This is a genomic window from Ureibacillus terrenus (assembly GCF_006569205.1).
GTDB classification, from domain to species: domain Bacteria; phylum Bacillota; class Bacilli; order Bacillales_A; family Planococcaceae; genus Ureibacillus; species Ureibacillus terrenus.
In genome coordinates this window covers 66,402-83,120 of the sequence record NZ_VIGD01000006.1, presented here as the reverse complement: position 1 = coordinate 83,120, position 16,719 = coordinate 66,402, and the positions used below count along the sequence as shown (strand labels likewise).

At 42.0% G+C, this 16,719-nt stretch carries 16 protein-coding genes and 1 riboswitch; of the genes, 12 read left to right on the top strand and 4 right to left on the bottom strand.

Translation table 11 applies throughout. The features are described 5' to 3' along the window. Positions 1 to 8: 8 nt before the first annotated feature. On the bottom strand, positions 9 to 596 hold the full coding sequence (locus FKZ59_RS06085; protein ID WP_141601862.1) for a YitT family protein: 588 nt from the start codon (positions 594 to 596) through the stop codon (positions 9 to 11). Positions 597 to 865: 269 nt separating this feature from the next. Here FKZ59_RS06085 and FKZ59_RS14685 point away from each other — a divergent pair, with 269 nt between their 5' ends. Both FKZ59_RS14685 and FKZ59_RS06075 read left to right on the top strand, forming a co-directional pair. Continuing rightward, the gene (locus FKZ59_RS14685) at positions 866 to 1,246 is read left to right on the top strand and encodes a hypothetical protein (RefSeq protein ID WP_181733204.1); all 381 of its coding nucleotides are present in this window, start codon (positions 866 to 868) and stop codon (positions 1,244 to 1,246) included. Between the two features lie 115 nt (positions 1,247 to 1,361). Beyond that, positions 1,362 to 2,393, top strand: a complete 1,032-nt coding sequence (locus FKZ59_RS06075; protein ID WP_141601861.1) for a pirin family protein — start codon at positions 1,362 to 1,364, stop codon at positions 2,391 to 2,393. Positions 2,394 to 2,434: 41 nt separating this feature from the next. Here the strand turns inward: FKZ59_RS06075 and FKZ59_RS06070 are convergent, their stop codons facing one another. After that, entirely contained in the window at positions 2,435 to 2,878 is a 444-nt protein-coding gene (locus FKZ59_RS06070; protein ID WP_141601860.1) for a universal stress protein, read from the bottom strand. Between the two features lie 225 nt (positions 2,879 to 3,103). Continuing rightward, on the bottom strand, positions 3,104 to 3,664 hold the full coding sequence (locus tag FKZ59_RS06065) for an FAD-dependent oxidoreductase (RefSeq protein WP_141601859.1): 561 nt from the start codon (positions 3,662 to 3,664) through the stop codon (positions 3,104 to 3,106). Positions 3,665 to 3,830: 166 nt separating this feature from the next. Here FKZ59_RS06065 and FKZ59_RS06060 point away from each other — a divergent pair, with 166 nt between their 5' ends. The 10 genes from FKZ59_RS06060 to map all read left to right on the top strand — a co-directional run bounded on the left by FKZ59_RS06060 (position 3,831) and on the right by map (position 15,734). Further along, complete coding sequence (locus FKZ59_RS06060) at positions 3,831 to 4,529, top strand: HAD family hydrolase (protein ID WP_141601858.1); 699 nt, start codon at positions 3,831 to 3,833, stop codon at positions 4,527 to 4,529. A 58-nt stretch (positions 4,530 to 4,587) separates the two neighbouring features. Continuing rightward, positions 4,588 to 4,830 (top strand): hypothetical protein, encoded by a 243-nt coding sequence (locus tag FKZ59_RS06055; protein WP_141601857.1) that lies wholly within the window; start codon positions 4,588 to 4,590, stop codon positions 4,828 to 4,830. Between the two features lie 172 nt (positions 4,831 to 5,002). Then, positions 5,003 to 6,247, top strand: coding sequence for a carboxylate--amine ligase (locus FKZ59_RS06050; protein ID WP_246045832.1), 1,245 nt, complete (start codon positions 5,003 to 5,005; stop codon positions 6,245 to 6,247). After that, positions 6,244 to 6,945, top strand: a complete 702-nt coding sequence (cuyB, locus tag FKZ59_RS06045) for a cysteate racemase (protein ID WP_141601856.1) — start codon at positions 6,244 to 6,246, stop codon at positions 6,943 to 6,945. Before FKZ59_RS06050 ends, cuyB begins: the two co-directional genes overlap by 4 nt. A gap of 178 nt (positions 6,946 to 7,123) precedes the next feature. Continuing rightward, on the top strand, positions 7,124 to 8,284 hold the full coding sequence (locus tag FKZ59_RS06040) for a DEAD/DEAH box helicase (protein ID WP_141601855.1): 1,161 nt from the start codon (positions 7,124 to 7,126) through the stop codon (positions 8,282 to 8,284). After that, on the top strand, positions 8,274 to 9,503 hold the full coding sequence (locus FKZ59_RS06035; RefSeq protein WP_141601854.1) for an aminopeptidase: 1,230 nt from the start codon (positions 8,274 to 8,276) through the stop codon (positions 9,501 to 9,503). The genes FKZ59_RS06040 and FKZ59_RS06035 overlap by 11 nt, the downstream gene beginning before the upstream one ends. 176 nt (positions 9,504 to 9,679) lie before the next feature. Further along, positions 9,680 to 10,855 carry an exonuclease SbcCD subunit D gene (locus FKZ59_RS06030; RefSeq protein WP_141601943.1) on the top strand — a complete coding sequence of 392 codons (1,176 nt, stop codon included), beginning with the start codon at positions 9,680 to 9,682 and terminating at the stop codon, positions 10,853 to 10,855. Continuing rightward, positions 10,852 to 13,929: an AAA family ATPase gene (locus FKZ59_RS06025; RefSeq protein WP_141601853.1), complete on the top strand. Its 3,078-nt coding sequence runs from the start codon at positions 10,852 to 10,854 to the stop codon at positions 13,927 to 13,929. The genes FKZ59_RS06030 and FKZ59_RS06025 overlap by 4 nt, the downstream gene beginning before the upstream one ends. A gap of 62 nt (positions 13,930 to 13,991) precedes the next feature. Further along, a riboswitch (TPP riboswitch) is annotated at positions 13,992 to 14,097 on the top strand. An 89-nt stretch (positions 14,098 to 14,186) separates the two neighbouring features. Continuing rightward, positions 14,187 to 14,741 (top strand): energy-coupled thiamine transporter ThiT, encoded by a 555-nt coding sequence (gene thiT, locus FKZ59_RS06020; RefSeq protein WP_141601852.1) that lies wholly within the window; start codon positions 14,187 to 14,189, stop codon positions 14,739 to 14,741. 228 nt (positions 14,742 to 14,969) lie between these two features. Further along, positions 14,970 to 15,734, top strand: coding sequence for a type I methionyl aminopeptidase (map, locus tag FKZ59_RS06015; protein ID WP_141601851.1), 765 nt, complete (start codon positions 14,970 to 14,972; stop codon positions 15,732 to 15,734). A gap of 50 nt (positions 15,735 to 15,784) precedes the next feature. Here the strand turns inward: map and FKZ59_RS06010 are convergent, their stop codons facing one another. Further along, positions 15,785 to 16,516 (bottom strand): hypothetical protein, encoded by a 732-nt coding sequence (locus FKZ59_RS06010; protein ID WP_141601850.1) that lies wholly within the window; start codon positions 16,514 to 16,516, stop codon positions 15,785 to 15,787. Between the last annotated feature and the right edge of the window lie 203 nt (positions 16,517 to 16,719).

Sequence of the window (16,719 nt, the reverse complement as noted above, 5' to 3'; positions counted from 1 at the left end):
AGGATTTTTTACATGAAGGTTTTTTTATGTTTTCTTTTTGCAACGGCACTTGTCGCAATACCGACCGAGGTGATGGCAACAATCGACAGCCATAAAGTGTTGGCGGAGATGAGGAGTCCTCCGATCAGGACAATAATGGAATCGATCATCAAAATAATGATGCCGACATTCCATTCGGTTTTATCGCTGATGAATTGCGCCAATAGGTCGGTTCCCCCGGTGCTTGTATCGAATTTTAACATCAAACCGATTCCCAGCCCTACAAAGGCTCCTCCGATGATTGCCGCATAGATGGCTTTGATGTCCAACAAGTAACGGAGGGGTTTTAACATGTCTATGATGACAGAAGAGACTAATAAGCCGTGGATGCTGTTAAAGAAGTAATGCTTATATTTAAACCATGCCAAAATAAAAATGGGTATGCTCAATATAATCGCCATCAATCCGATTTTCAGATTGAAGAGGTAATGCAAAATCAGCGAAAGTCCAATGATTCCGCCATCCAAAATTTCGTAAGGCGCCAGAAAAAGATTAATGCCAATCGATAATAAAATGCTTCCGAACAGAATAGCCATTCCCTTTTTCACACAGTACATGAACATTCCTCCATATAAGGACATGCACTATTGTATGAAAGGGAAGGGCGGAAAATGCGAAATATGTTATGTGCCGATGAACGCGGCATTATACCTTCCAAACGCAAAAAGGATGGCCTCCGGTTATGCCCAATGATTTGATCTTGCGATAAAAACGTATATGCATTTCAGGGCTTTTAAGGAGTTGGAAGAAAATGAACGATGGTATGATGAATAATTCAATGCAAATTTAACATGATAAAGGCATAACGCTTTAGGAGGTGTTTTAAATGGCAAATAACAATAAACGGTTTACACAAACAGGAACAGATATTGAAGAGGTAAAGCAACAAAATGCCCAAGGAAGCAGCAGTTCTTCTGGAACAAATCCTCAAAAAGTGAGAGAAGAAATTGCGCAGGAAGGCGGATTTGGGACTCCGGGCTTTTCTCAGCCAAGCCAGCCTGGTAAAACCCCAGCCGGGACAGACATTCAGAAAGTGAGAGAAGAAATAGCGGAGGAAAGCGGATTGGAAAGACCAAGCAAGCCGCAGCCTGCTCCGGCACCCGGGAAAACACCGGCCGGGACTGATATTCAAAAAGTAAGGGAAGAAATTGCAGAGGAAAGCGGATTCCCGCAGCAGCAACCGAAAAACAATCAACCAACCCCATAAAATGGAAGCGCCTCTTTTTTAGAGGCGTTTTCATTATTTTGTACGAAATTTGATTTATCTATCATAAACAAAATTTGCTAGTATGGAAATAGAACAGTCGTGCGAGGTGACTTTCATGGAAACTCCCAAAATTATCGGTTTGCAAAAATTAAATGAGCAATGGACGACAGAAAGCCCCTTTATTTCTGTGACATATCATAAAGACATGTATCCGCCGGGCACTGACCAGCAAGGAGTGGAAGAAAAGTGGCTGGAAGGAAGAGACTTAGGGGAGGATTTCAAATTAAAAGACGGCTTTCGTATGTATCATGGAAAAACGGTTCCCGGATTCCCGGTTCATCCCCACAAAGGGTTTGAAACGGTGACAATTATTTTAAAAGGGGTCATTGATCATTTCGATTCAAAAGGTTCGTCCTGCCGGTATGCCGACGGGGATGTGCAGTGGCTGACAACGGGCCGGGGGTACCAACATTCTGAAATGTTCCCTCTTGTCAATGAAGATGGGCCTAATCCTCTTGAAATGTTCCAAATTTGGTTGAATTTAGACAGAAAAGGGAAAAGAACGGATCCGGAATACAAAATGTTTTGGAGAGAGGATATACCGGTAATTGAAAACCATTTCAACGGCAAAAAAACGATCGTAAAAATCATTGCAGGCGAATTGTATGGAATTCATTCATTGGAACCGAATCCGGCATCTTGGGCCAAGGACAAAAACCATCATGTAGGAATTTATTTGATACATATGGAGCCTGGGGCAACTTTCACAATCCCGAAAGGATCCGGTACGATGAACCGGAACTTGTATTTCTACGAAGGGGATACCATCCAATTGGAAGGTGTGACTATAAAATCGAATTACCGTTGCAAACTTGTAGGCGATGAAGAAATCGTAATAGTAAATGGAGAACAAAACAGTTCGATCCTCATTTTGGAAGGGGAGCCGATCAATGAGCCCGTTGCTCAATTCGGTCCGTTTGTGATGAATACAAAAGAAGAAATCTACAATACTTTTGCTGAATACAATAAAACGAAATTCGGCGGCTGGAAATGGGACCGGCCTGATCCGGTCAATGATCGCAATGCAGGCAGATTTGTCAAATATCCTGATGGAAGAATTGAAGAACCGGGGGCAGGAACGAATTAAGGGTTTCCTGCAAGGTGACATCCCTTGCAGGAAACCCTTCGTTATTCTTCGCTTATCCGTTTTACAAGCACATCGCATTCGGCATTCGTTACAATCTGTTGGGTGACAGATCCTAAAAAGATTTGTTCGGCAGGCGTCATTCCTGTTGCACCGCATATGATCAAATCGGCGTTTACTCTCTTTGCGATATCGATCGGAATTAATTTTTTTGGCGAACCTTTTTCGATGATCACTTCCACGTTTTTTATATTTTGGGCTTCCGCCTGTTTGCGGTAAGCATCCATCCGTTTATTTATTTCATCAATGTTGCGTGTCAATAAGTCCCTGTATTTTTTCGCTCTTGCAACACGGGTTGTATCGATTACCGTTACCAATATTAAAGAAGCTTGATTTTCTTTGGCCATTTCGATTCCTTCGCTAAGGGCGGCTTCAGACTCTTTCGAACCGTCAATGGCGACTAAAATGTTTTTATAAATTCCTGGCATCCCAATCACTCCTTTTATTGGAAATATTATAACATGAAAGCGCATTCAAAAATTTTGAGATTTTGTGGAAAGTAAAGGCATGGTTTGCTCCAATCAGCTCTTCGGAGTAGTCGGCATGATGAGCGTATTTGGAGTCAAGGAGGATTGTGAAAAAAAGGAACGTGATTGGGCGATCCATAAAAAAAGCTGTCCGGAAAGCTTCCGGGACAGCCTTTCGTTTTATTATTATTTTAATACGTCATGATCCACATAACGTTCTCCGTTTAATTCACTGAGAACATTGATGGCCACTTTTGCGCCGTCACCGGCAGTGATAATTGTGTGGACGCTGACGCCCGCGCAAGTGCCTGCAGCCCAAATGCCTTCCACATTTGTTCTGCCATCTGCATCGACATCAAAAACGGTTTTAATTCTTGGCTCTGTGCCAGGTTTTGTTTTAAGCCCGATGCTTTCGGCAAGGTCCGTTAGCACACCGGTAGCCAGGATGACATGTTTTGCTTCAACTTCGCCATTTTCATATTGAAGTTTAAATCCGTTTTCTGTTTTTGAAATGTTTGTTACTTTTGCTTCGATGAGCTCTGCGCCATAATGTTTTGCCTGTTCGATTCCCGTTTTGACTAGTTCAGGGCCTGTAATTTCTTTCACACCGTAGTGATTATAAAGCATCGCGCGTTTTGTAATCCCTTGATCGCTGTCCAAAATTACCGTTTTTTTGCCTGCTTTAGCCGTGAAAAGCGCTGCGCTTCCTCCGGCAGGTCCGGCACCAATGATTGCTACATCATACATAACGATATCCCTCCTAAATTTTTCTATATTTATAATTCTACCAAAATATTAAATTCCTCTCTAAAAATATGGCTATTTTTAAAAAAGAAGTCGATGATTTGAAATTCCATTTTTTGAGTATTACGATTTTGTTAAGGACACTTTTTGATTTTTGGAGGGGATAGTCGTGGGTTGCTTATTATCAATCGACTGGGACTATTTTATTTCCGCTGAAAATCATGAAGTTGTATCAAGCATTGAAAACAAAAGAACCATCAATGATTTATGGTATAAAAAATACTTTCAATATAAATCTTATGGCGAAGATTTCGAGAAATCCTTTGTCCTTTCAGAAGAAACAGACAATTTCTGGGATAAAATCAAACAATTCTTCAGATGGAATCAGGATGTGGGAATTTACGTATCGGATTCTCATGCCTTATCTTATAAAATTGCTGAAAAATTTGGCGTGGATGAAGTATATCTTTTTGACGCCCATTCCGATTTGGGATATGGAGGCCTTGCTTCGCTGGAATTTGAAGTCAACTGCGCCAATTGGCTTGGAAAGCTTTTGCAAAATCAAATCATCAATAAGGCCAAGATCATATACAGCCCATTTACAAAAGAAGCGCCGGAGTTTTTTAAAGACATGATAAAAGTATTTGATGTCGAGTTTATTAATTTTGAGGATTTGAGAAAAGATATCAAAACAAACGTCATCCACATTTGCCGCTCCGGCGCATGGAGTCCGCCTTGGTTTGACGGGAAATTTATAGAATTTGTCAAAGGTCTCGGACTTCCTTACAAAGTGTATCAGTGTCCAACTAGAAAGTGGAATCCGAATAATGTGACATATGCGGAAAAATTGCAGTACTTAATGGCATAAGCCAATGCGTATAATGGTCCGGTCCCGACACATACTATCGTAAAAGGAGTGTGTTGGGATGAAAAAAGAATCATTGCCGGAATCCAAAAAGCGTTTTGCCGATATGCCTTATAAAGAGAAACCGGATCGGGTGCCATCCGATGGAATCAGCATTTTCGATTTGCATGAAGATATGCAGACGGTGGATGCCATTCCGGTGGATGAGCTGAATAAACGGGTGAAAGCAGAAGGAGATGAACTCCTAGAAGAATTGTTCCGAAAAGAATCTCCCGATGAAAAGCACCATTTTGATAACGCTTAGATGCAGCGACGACTGCATCTTTTTTCTTTGGCAACTGGAAGAAAAAATTTCTTCATCATTGTACAGAATTTGTAATAATTATTGCAGAAATTACAAATAGAACTTTGTCCAAATAATTGATTTTAATACCATTTCATGCTACTTTCATTTTGTCGGAAAGTTGTTAAATATAATGATGAAGAGAGATGAAGAAACGATGAATCAACCATTTTTGCCGGTATTGTGCGGTTCGGATATGAATGCATACGGAATGGCCCGCGCCTTCCATGAAGCATATGGAATAAAATCGCTCGTTGTAGGGCGTTCTCATTTAACAGCAACGCAAAACAGCAAAATCATTATTTTTGAACAGGTTGACAATTTTAATAATCAGGAAGTTTTTGTGCCTGCATTGAAAAAAATTGCCGAAAAATACAAAGATACAAAATTGCTGCTTCTTGCCTGCGGGGATGATTATGCAAAATTAATCATCAAAAATAAACCGGAACTTCAAAAATATTTCATAGTGCCATACATTGATGAATCGTTGATGGATAAAATTGTATTAAAAGAAAACTTCTATAAAATGTGCGACAAGTATGGCTTCAAATATCCAAAAACAACGATTATCAGCTATGAGAATTACAAAGAATTTAAAATCCCGTTTGATTATCCGATCATCATCAAAGCATCCAATTCCGTAGCCTATTGGGCATGCAAGTTCCCGGGAAAGAAAAAAGTGTTCGTCGCCCATGATGAAAACGAGAAAAATGCAATATTAGATGCCATTTACAGCTCCACTTACAAAGACAATTTAATTATCCAGGAGTTCATTCCAGGCGATGATTCTTATATGCGCGTATTGAACGCCTATGTAGGAAAAGACGGAAAAGTCAAATTGATGTGTTTGGGCAACCCGATTTTAGAAGAACATTCCCCGGAAGGAATTGGAAGCTATGCGGCAATTATTACTACATACGACAAAGAGTTGATGGATCGTGTACGCTATTTCCTGGAAGATATCGGTTATACCGGATTTGCGAATTTCGATATGAAATTGGATCCAAGAACCGGGGAATACAATCTGTTTGAGATTAATTTGCGCAATGGCCGTTCAAGTTATTTTGTAACGGCGGCAGGCTATAATCTGATGAAATATGTTGCGGATGACCACATATTTAATATTAAACAGGATTTAACTTATGCCGATAACAAGCACCTTTGGCTGGTCATACCTAAAGGTGTATTGTTTAAATATGCATCAAATGAAAAGCTGAAAATTGAAGCAAAACAATTGATCCGCGAAGGGAAATGGACAAACTCCCTATATTATCCTTACGATATGAATTTCAAACGTTGGATCAAATTAACGTTGAATAAATTAAATTATTATCGTAAATATAAAAAATACTTTAATAAAAAAGGTTTGGCTGAATAATGAAGAAGACTTTAGGAATCATCGGCGGTGTAGGTCCCCTTGCGACGATGTTCCTTGGGGAAGCGATCGTCCGTTTAACGAAGGCATCCAAAGATCAAGAACATGTTCATACAATTATCGACAATGATACATCGATTCCTGACCGGACTGCTTTCATATTGGGAAAATCCAAGGAAAACCCGGTTCCCTACATTATTCGGGATGCCAAAAAGTTGGCTGCCTGCGGGGCAGATCTCATATGCATCCCGTGCAATACGGCCCATAGCTTTTATGATGAAATCCAGCAAGGTTCTCCCGTCCCTGTCATCCATATGATCAGGGAAACGGCGAAAAGGGCAAAGGAGCTTGGCGCCCATAAAGTGGCCATTTTAGCGACAGACGGCACCATCCATTCGAAAGTTTATCAAACGGCATTAATGGAAGAAGGCATTGAACCGGTTATTCCTGATGCACAAACACAAAAGATGGTAATGTCCGTCATTTATGATGGCGTAAAATCGGGAAAAGATGTATCGCAAGAAGAGTGGAAGAAGATTGAAGAATCCGTCTTTGCGCTCAATTGTGACCGTGTGATTTTGGGATGCACCGAATTATCTGTTATAAACAAAAATTTGGGATTGGGAAATCAGTATATTGATTCGTTAATTGTGCTGGCGGAAACCTCCATCATCCGCTGTGGCTATGAAATAAAAGAATAGAAACACGAAGAAGAATTCGCTTTTCGGAATTTGTCATCCCGGAAAAGAAGACCTTTTGGAGAAGAATTTCCGGCAAAAAGCGGATTCTTTTTTCATGCTGAAATCGGAAAGAATAGTTGAAGCGGCGATTGATGCCTGCTAAATTGTGGTAAACTATTGGTGGGAAGGCGGGAAGACGATGTCAGTCATTGATTTATTGAATGAATCGTTGCAGCAAAAATGGAAATTTAAATCCACGACGAAAGTGCAAGAGGAAATGATTCCGGCCATGCTGGAAGGGAAAGATATTGTGGCCGAATCCCCTACAGGATCGGGGAAAACATTGGCATATGTTCTGCCAATGCTGCATAAATTGGATGGCTCGAAAAAAAGAACGCAAGGTTTGATTGTAGCACCTTCTCAAGAATTGGCTATGCAGATTGTAGAAGTCATCCGGGAATGGAGCGCCGGAACGAATATTACAGTCCAACAACTGATCGGCGGAGCGAACATGGCCCGCCAAATTGAAAAATTGAAGAAAAAACCGACGATCGTCGTCGGTACGCCAGGACGATTAAATGATTTGGCGAGAACGAGAAAATTAAAATTGAATGAAATTGAAATGATTGTGTTGGATGAGTGCGACCAACTGTTGAGCAGAGATTACCGGGTCATGGTGAAATCCTTTATTGAAGGGGCATCTCCTAACCGGCAAGTAGCGCTTGTATCCGCGACCATCACCGATGAAATACAGTTGGTTGCCAGCAGGATGTTGAAAGATCCGGTCCGTATCAAAATCAAGCCGGAAGAAATGATAAAGGTCGGAAAAGTTGTTCATTCCTTTGTGAAAGTGGAAGAACGGGATAAGACGGACGCTTTAAGAAAACTTGCCAATATCGAAGGAATCCGGGGGCTTGCGTTCATCAACCATTTGGATCAGTTGTTGTTGAAAGAGATGAAATTGAAATATAAAAATGCAAAAGTGGTATCCCTTCATGCGGAAATGAGCAAAGAACAGCGGAAAAAGTCATTGGAAGAATTCCGCAATGGCGAAGCGCGCATTTTGCTGGCAACGGATTTGGCTGCCCGGGGACTTGATATTGAAGGGCTTACTCACGTGATTCATGTTGATCTTCCGCATACAGTGGAGCAGTATTTGCACCGTTCCGGACGCACCGGAAGAGCGGGAGCGGACGGGGAAGTGCTTACTCTTTTATCCTATAAGGATGAAAAAAATTATAGGAAATTGTTAAGGCAAGTAGGGCAGAAACCGGTCCAAAAGGTGATTTACAAAGGGCAATTGATTGAAGGAAACGCCAATACCATTGCAAAAAAAGTGAGGGATCCACATGACTTTTGAAGAAAAATTGGAACAATATGCGGAACTTGCCGTGAAAATTGGAGTAAATATCCAAAAAGGCCAATATTTATTGATTAATACGACATCAGACGCATTGGACTTTACAAGATTGGTTGTAAAAAAAGCGTACGAAGCCGGTGCGGGGAGAGTGGCTGTTCATATAACAGATCAAGAGATTACCCGCATGTTTTATGAATTTGGGGCAGAGGAAGAATTCGCCAAGTTCCCGGAATGGATTGTTGCGCAGCGGAATGAATGCATTGAACGGAAAGGAGCCATCCTCTGGATTGATGCGGAAGATCCGGATTTGTTGAAGGGGATTCCCGTGCAGCGCATATCTGCCCAACAGAAAGCGAGCGGAGAAGCCCTTGTGAATTATCGGAAAGCGATTATAAACGATTTGATTGCCTGGTCCATCATCGCGGTTCCATCGAAAAAATGGGCGGCAAAGGTGTTTCCGGATTTGCCGGAAGAAGAACAAATGAATGCGCTTTGGGAAGCGATTTTCAAAACGGTGCGCATCGGAGAAGGGGATGCGGTGGAAAATTGGAAACGGCATATTCGGGAACTGGAACAAAGGGCGGAATATTTGAACCGCAAAAAATATGCAAAATTGCATTACAAAGCGCCCGGTACGGATTTGACGATAGAACTTCCCGAAAAACACATATGGTGCACCGGTTCCAGCAAAACGCCGGAAGGGGTTACATTTATTGCCAATATGCCGACGGAAGAAGTATTTACGCTCCCTTCGAAATTTGGCGTCAATGGCTATGTGCGCAATACGAAGCCATTAGTCTATCAAGGAAACATCATCGACGGGTTTACTCTCACTTTTGAAAAAGGAAAAATCGTTGAAGCCCACGCGAAAACCGGCAATGAATTGTTGCAAGAATTGATCCGCACGGATGAAGGATCCGCCTATTTGGGTGAAGTGGCGTTGGTTCCGCATGAATCGCCGATTTCATTATCAAACATTTTATATTACAACACGCTCTTTGACGAAAATGCCTCCAACCATTTGGCCATCGGCGAAGCTTATCCGACTTGCTACGTGGGAGGCCGCGATTTGGAAGAAAAGCAATTGGAATCTTTGGGCATCAATGTTTCGATTACCCACGAAGATTTTATGATAGGAAGCGCGGAAATGGATATTGACGGAATTTTGCCGGATGGAACCCGGGAGCCGGTCTTCAGAAAAGGGAATTGGGCTTTTTAAATCAACGTGCAGCCACATCTTTCCTTGTTGAGAAAGGAGATGTGGCTTTTTTCGTTTTCGGAAAGAAACAAATTTTGAACAAATAAAAAGGGGAACGGATATTCGTAAATCGGGTGGCCGTTATTTTTCACCCATGCTACAATAGATACATAGTTGAAAGTGGAGGTCGATTGAATTTGAAAATTTTCCATACGGCAGACTGGCATTTGGGAAAGCTGGTGCAAGGCGTTTACATGACGGAAGATCAGCGGCATGTTTTGAATCAATTTTTGCAGGCAATCGATGAAGAGAAGCCGGACGCAGTGGTCATTGCCGGGGACTTGTATGACCGGGCGCTTCCCCCGGTGGAAGCGGTGGATTTGCTGGATGAGACTTTCGCGGAAATCGTATTGAAGCGGAATGTGCCAGTTCTTTGCGTCGCGGGAAATCATGACAGCCCGACCCGCCTCGAATTTGGAAGCAAATTGATGAAGGAAAGCGGGCTTTATATCGCCGGTGAACTCGATGATCAATTTGAGCCGATCATTTTGCATGATGAATATGGAGAAGTTCATTTTCATTTAGTGCCCTTTGCGGAGCCTTCCACTGTCAGAAACGTGCTTCAATGCGATTCGGTTCATACATATGATGATGCCATGAAAACGATCATTGAAAAAATTGAAGAGAAAATGGACAAAACCAAACGGCATGTATTTGTGGGACACGCCTTTGTCACACCGGACGGGGAAAAAGGGGAAAATACGAGCGAATCGGAACGGCCTTTGGCCATCGGGGGCTCGGAATGTGTCAACGCCCATTATTTTCAACCGTTTCATTATACAGCGCTCGGACATTTGCACAAGGCCCATTACGTTTTGGACGAAACGATACGATATCCGGGCTCGCTATTAAAATATTCGGCATCTGAAGCAAATCATCAAAAGGGTTTTTTAATAGTCGATTTAGATGAAAAAGGGCAAGTTGCCGTCGAAAAGCGCATTTTTACCCCAAAAAGGGATTTGCGCATTATCGAAGGATCCATCCATGAAATATTGAAACATGATTGCTCCGAAGATTATGTGTTTGTGAGACTGACAGATTTGACGCCGGTCGTGGGAGCAATGGAACAGATCCGCACCGTTTATCCGAATGCCATGCATGTAGAACGGAAAACGATCCAAAGAACGGATGAATCGGAGGAGATGATAAACATCCGCCGGGAACAATTGGATGATGTAACGCTGTTCAAAGCTTTCCACCAAGAAGTTATGGGAACAGAGCCGACGGAAGAGGCCCTTCAGCTTTTTAAAGAAGTGCTGGAAGAATTATTGCAGGCTGAAAGAGAAACAAAAGGGGAAGTGGTGATGAAGTGAAGCCGATTCTGCTGAAAATGACCGCCTTTGGACCATATAAAGACGAAGAAGTGATCGACTTTACGAAACTTCAAGAGAAAAGATTATTTGTCATTTCCGGACAAACGGGAGCAGGAAAAACAACGATTTTTGATGCCATCTGTTTTGCCCTGTATGGATATGCCAGCGGACAGGACAGGAAAGAACCGAAAATGCTTCGCAGCGATTTTGCGGATGATGATGTCCATACTTCCGTCGAGTTCATTTTTGAAATCCGCGGCAAAAGATATCGGGTATTGCGCCGGCTGCCGCATGTGAAAAAAGGAAGAAAAACTGCGACAGGCGAAAAATATGAACTGTTTGAAATCCTGCCGAATAATGAAGAAGTTCCGGCGGTGGAGCGGCAAAGGGTGTCGGATATTAATCAAAAACTGGAAGAAATCATCGGGTTGACCTATGATCAGTTTTGCCAAATCGTCATGCTGCCCCAAGGGGAGTTCCGCAGATTATTGACTTCAAAATCGGATGAAAAAGAAGAGATTTTAAGAAAAATCTTCAAGACGGAACGGTTTATTAAAATGGCGGATAAATTGGAAGAAAAGAAACGGGAAATGGAACGGAAATTGAACGAAGCGCAGGCGTTAAAAAACAGTTATATCAATCAAATTGCAGGCGCGTTGCCGGAAAGGGAATCGCCGCTTTTTTCCGCGCTTAGCAAAGATTCGAACATTTATCAAATTCTTGACGGGTTGGCGGAGGAGCAGAAATTTTACCAAGAAAAAATCCGGGAAGATGAACATAAATACCGCGAGGCCTACCGGAAGTATCAAGAAAAGTATGAAATATACGTTGCGGAAAAAAAGTTGAATGAAGAAATCGAAGCCTATGAAAAAAAGAAAGAACAGTTGATGCAATTGCGATCCCGCCAGGACCATTATGAACAAATGAAAGAGACGATTGATGCGGCCAATCGGGCAATCCGGATTTCCCCCCTTTATTCCCGCATGATGGAACTGGAAAATGAAAAAACGGTCCTTGAGCAAAAAATGAAAGATGCAACCGGGCAACTGGACGAAGCGAAAAGAACCTTTGCTCTGGCTGAAGAGTGTTTCAAACGGGAAGCGGATTTAGAGGACGAGCGGGAACGGGCGAATGAACGGGTAATCCAATTGGAAAAACTTGTCCCCCTTTATGAACAAATGAACGAACAATTAAAGCTTGTGGAAAAACTGTTGAAAGAAAAGAATGAGCTGCAAACACAATTGCATCTCTTGGAAAATCATATCAAAGAAAAGAACGAGGCCATAAAACAGGAAATGGACATCATTGAACAGCTTGAGAAAGATACGGAATCCTTAAGTGAACTTTTGGAAGAGCAGCGGCGACTAAAAGAAATCGTCGACACTTATTCCAAATATCATGAAACCGGGTTGAAAGTCCGCGAACTCGAAAAGGAATGGGAAAAGGCGGCCGCGACATATGAAAAAATTCAAAAAGATTATATAAGGGAAGAAGAAAAATGGCTGAACAACCAGGCGGCGATGCTTGCGGCAAAGCTGAAGCCCGGAATGCCTTGCCCGGTTTGCGGCAGTACGGAACATCGGATCGAACATAAAGAGATGGATGACGGCGTTGAACTGATGGAGCTGAAACAATTGAAGGCGGCCTTGGACGAAGCGCAGCAAAAGCGTTATGCCGCTATGGCGAAGTTGGATTCAAAACGTCAAATGTTGAAAGAAATAGAACAGACATTAATGGAACGGTCTGCGCCGATTGACGGACAGCAGATATTCTTCAATCGTTTGCGGGAAGTCGAAGAGGCGTTACATGAAAAAGAAAGAAAAAAAGAGGAGCTTTCCAACAGCAAAAAACTGCTGAAATTGCTGCAGAAAGAAAAAGAAGAAATTGAGGAGCAATATAAGGAAACCGAGCGGGAATACAATGAATCCAATGAAAAATACACGCAGGAAAACACGATTTTGGAACAGCAACGGAAAAACATTCCAAAAGAATTAAGCAGTTTTTCCCTGCTGCAGGAAGCATTGCAGCAAGCGATGAGCGTAAAACAAAAATTAAAAGAGTCCTGGGAGAAGGCGCAGAAAGATTACCAAGAGGCCAATAAACAACTGGCAACAAGCGAAGAAGCGGTGAAACAGATTTCCGGGCAGGCGAAAAGTGTACAGGAAAAACTGCAAAAAGCAAAAGACGAATTTATTGCAGGGCTGGTCCAGGCGCAATTTGCCACAATCGACGAATTTTTGCTTGCCAAGCGGCCGCAGCAGGAAATTGATGAGCTGGAGAAGATGTATGAAGATTTCATGAAGGAGCTTCATTTGCTGGAAATACAGGTTGAAGAAGATGAAGAAAAATTCAAAGGCAAAGCAAAGGCGGATTTGACAAAATCGGAAAAAGAATTGGAAGATTTGAAATCTGGCTACGAGAAGGCGCTGGATATACTCAATTACTCGAAAGCGTGCGAAAAGCATTGCATCGATTTTGCGGAAAAACTTGAAAGAATTGCCGATGAGATATTCCAAATGGAAGAAAAAGCAAATCAAATCATCCATCTCTATAATTTAATCCGGGGACAAAACAGCAAAAGGATTTCCTTTGAACGCTATGTGCAAATGGGATACTTGGAACTGATTACGGAAGCGAGCAATCTCCGCCTGAAAAATTTATCGAACGGCCAATATTATTTGCAGGTTTCGGACCGGGTGGAATCCCACGGAAGAGCAAGCGGTTTGGGATTGGATGTATACGATGCGTACACTGGACAAGCAAGGGATGTCAAAACGCTGTCCGGAGGAGAGAAATTTAATGCTTCTTTAAGTCTGGCGCTTGGAATGGCGGATGTGATTCAAAGTTATCAGGGAAATGTCAATATTGAAACTTTGTTTATTGATGAAGGATTCGGCTCTCTGGATGAAGAATCCTTGATGAAGGCGATTGATACGCTCATTGAGCTTCAGAAAACCGGACGGATGATCGGGGTCATCTCCCATGTGGAAGAACTGAAATCGGCCATGCCTGCGGTTCTGCAAGTGGAAAAGAAAAAAGAGGGATACAGCAAAACTTCGATTTTGTTAAAGTAGTGTATTTTATTGAAAGAATAATAGCTTTTGGTAAAATAACAATAAATCCAACTGAACATTGGAAAAACCACAAGGGGTGCTGATGAAGTCAGCTGAGAGTGTGCCGTATGCACTAACCCTTTGAACCTGTAAGTTAGTACTTGCGTAGGGATGTGGGATAGAAACCGAAACGTCTGGCGTCTCGGATCTGTCCGGGCGCCTTTTTCTTTTCTATCCTTCTCTCGGGTTTGCGCTGGGAAGAGAAAGGAGTTGCTGAAATGAGAAATACTAAATTATTAATAATGATCGAAATTGCCATCTTTGGTGCAATCGGGTACGTGTTGGATCAATTGAAATTTTCGGTTTGGGCGCAAGGCGGTTCCGTCAGCCTGGCAATGCTTCCAATCGTTTTGATGGCCATTCGCCGGGGGATATCTGCCGGCCTCGCTACAGGGCTTATTGTAGGATTATTGAATATGACAATCAACCCTTACATTGTACATTGGGCCCAGGCGACACTGGACTATCTTTTCGCCTTCACTTTTGTCGGATTTGCGGCGCTCGTCCGGGAACAAGTGCTGGATGGTGCAGCGGCAAATAATAAAAAAAAAATAGCATGGTTTGTTGTCTTAGGAACAATTGTCGGCGGATTGCTGCGCTTCATCTGCCATACGATTGCCGGAGCCATTTTCTTCAAGGAATATGCCGGCGATCAGAATGCATGGATTTATTCAATTGTTTATAATGGCACTTATATGGTTCCGTCAATCATTTTAACTGCTATTGCGGCGTCTTTAATTTTCACGGCCGGCCCACGGCTGTTGAAACAATAAAAAAAAACTGAATGGCTGCATTTAGGAGCTTTTGGCAAAACAGCGAATTGGAAAATGTTTGTTTTCCGATTCGCCATTTTTTGTGCTGCGATTTTGCGGTTCATCCAAAAAAGCTTTAATATATTTATTGTGTTTTGTTGTGCCGGTTCCATCATTCCAAACGTCCATTTACCGCAGAATATGTTATTATTTATAAAGAGAAATTGAACAGAGGAAAGGATCTTTTACATGATAGTCAAAACGCAAGAAGAATTGGAAGCATTAAAAAAAATCGGCCGCATTTGCGCGGAAATTCGTGATGCCATGAAAGCCGCAACAAAGCCTGGCATCACAACAAAAGAATTGGACGAAATCGCAGGCCGCATGTTTGAAGAAGCCGGAGCCATTTCCGGTCCAAAAGGGGAATATGATTTTCCGGGTTATACGTGCATCAGCGTCAATCATGAAGTGGCCCATGGCATACCCGGAAATAAAGTCATTAAAAAAGGCGATTTAGTCAACATTGATGTTTCTGGTTCTTTAAACGGTTATTTTGCCGATACGGGAATTTCATTTGTTGTCGGCGAAGGATATGAAGACAAGGAAAAGCTTTGTCGAGTGGCCCAATCAGCCTTCGATCGCGCGATGACAAAAGTGAAAGCGGGATCGAAGTTAAATCAGATCGGGAAAGCGATTGAACGGGAAGCAAAAGCCCATGGACTGAAAGTGATCATGAACTTGACGGGGCATGGCGTCGGCCGCTCGTTGCATGAAGAACCCCAGCATGTTTTGAATTATTATGATGCTTGGGATAACACCATTATGAAAGAAGGGATGGTCCTGGCGGTAGAACCGTTCATCTCCGAAAAAGCGGACCACATCATTGAATCCGGAGACGGCTGGACATTTGTCACACCGGATCAGTCCCTTGTTGCCCAAGTTGAACATACCATTGTGGTTACAAAAGATAAGCCGATTATTCTAACAAAAATCGATGACGAAACCGATTCATGATCAATTTCATTAGGATGCACAAAATTTCCCTGAAAAAAAATCCTGTACGTTCATAAACGTACAGGATTTTTTTTCATGAATAATACCCCGACTATCAATACTCCGCTTAAAAATAGGGCGGAAGTGGTCACTAGCAATTCATCGAAGCCGTTGGCAATGGCGATTCCGATAAAACACCATACGAAAACAAGGGGATAGGCGATATCATGATGGTGGTAGCGCAGGTGCAATGCAACCAAAGTGGCAAATGTAAGGATGATGACAGCCCACAAAGCATCGCTCAATCCGAATCTGTTCCATTCGTTATACACCAGCAAATAACAAGCGTTGATAATAAAAATAAAAGTTGTCCAGCCGAAATAAATAGCGATGGGCATTCTTTTTTTCAAATAGTCCCCTTGCATGGGATATGTAAGATATAATGCAAATAAAGCGAAAAGCTGCAAGCCAATGCAAATCAAAGAGTAAAATAGCATTTCTTTATTCCATAGATAGATGGAAAGGATTTGCAAAAGCATTGCAATGAAAAAAAGGATCGTCTGCAATGGTGAAACGAAGCTTTCAGATTTTCGATTTTTGGAATAACTGAAGGCCCAGATAAATAAAACAATAAATAGGAAAAACCAAAATATATATACATATGAAGCCGGTGATATCAAAAGTGGCAGACGGTTGATAATTTCAATGGTGGATTTGTCTCCGATGTTCGGCAGCCAAAAGGTATATAAAGTAAAGATGGTTGTGACAATCAGGCTGCCAATAATCACAATGATTCGGCCCATGCTTCGCACTCCTTTCCATAAAATTATATACATTAAAAAATAATTCAACAACTTAATCTCGGGATGGATTCATTTTTTTGTAAATTTTTTTATGGAAAATGGACACTTTTGAAACAAACGTCGATTCTAATAAATTTCGGGAAAAAGAGATAATAATTATATCAAAAATCTGCACAAGAAGCGGTGCCGGCCATTTGAAACAT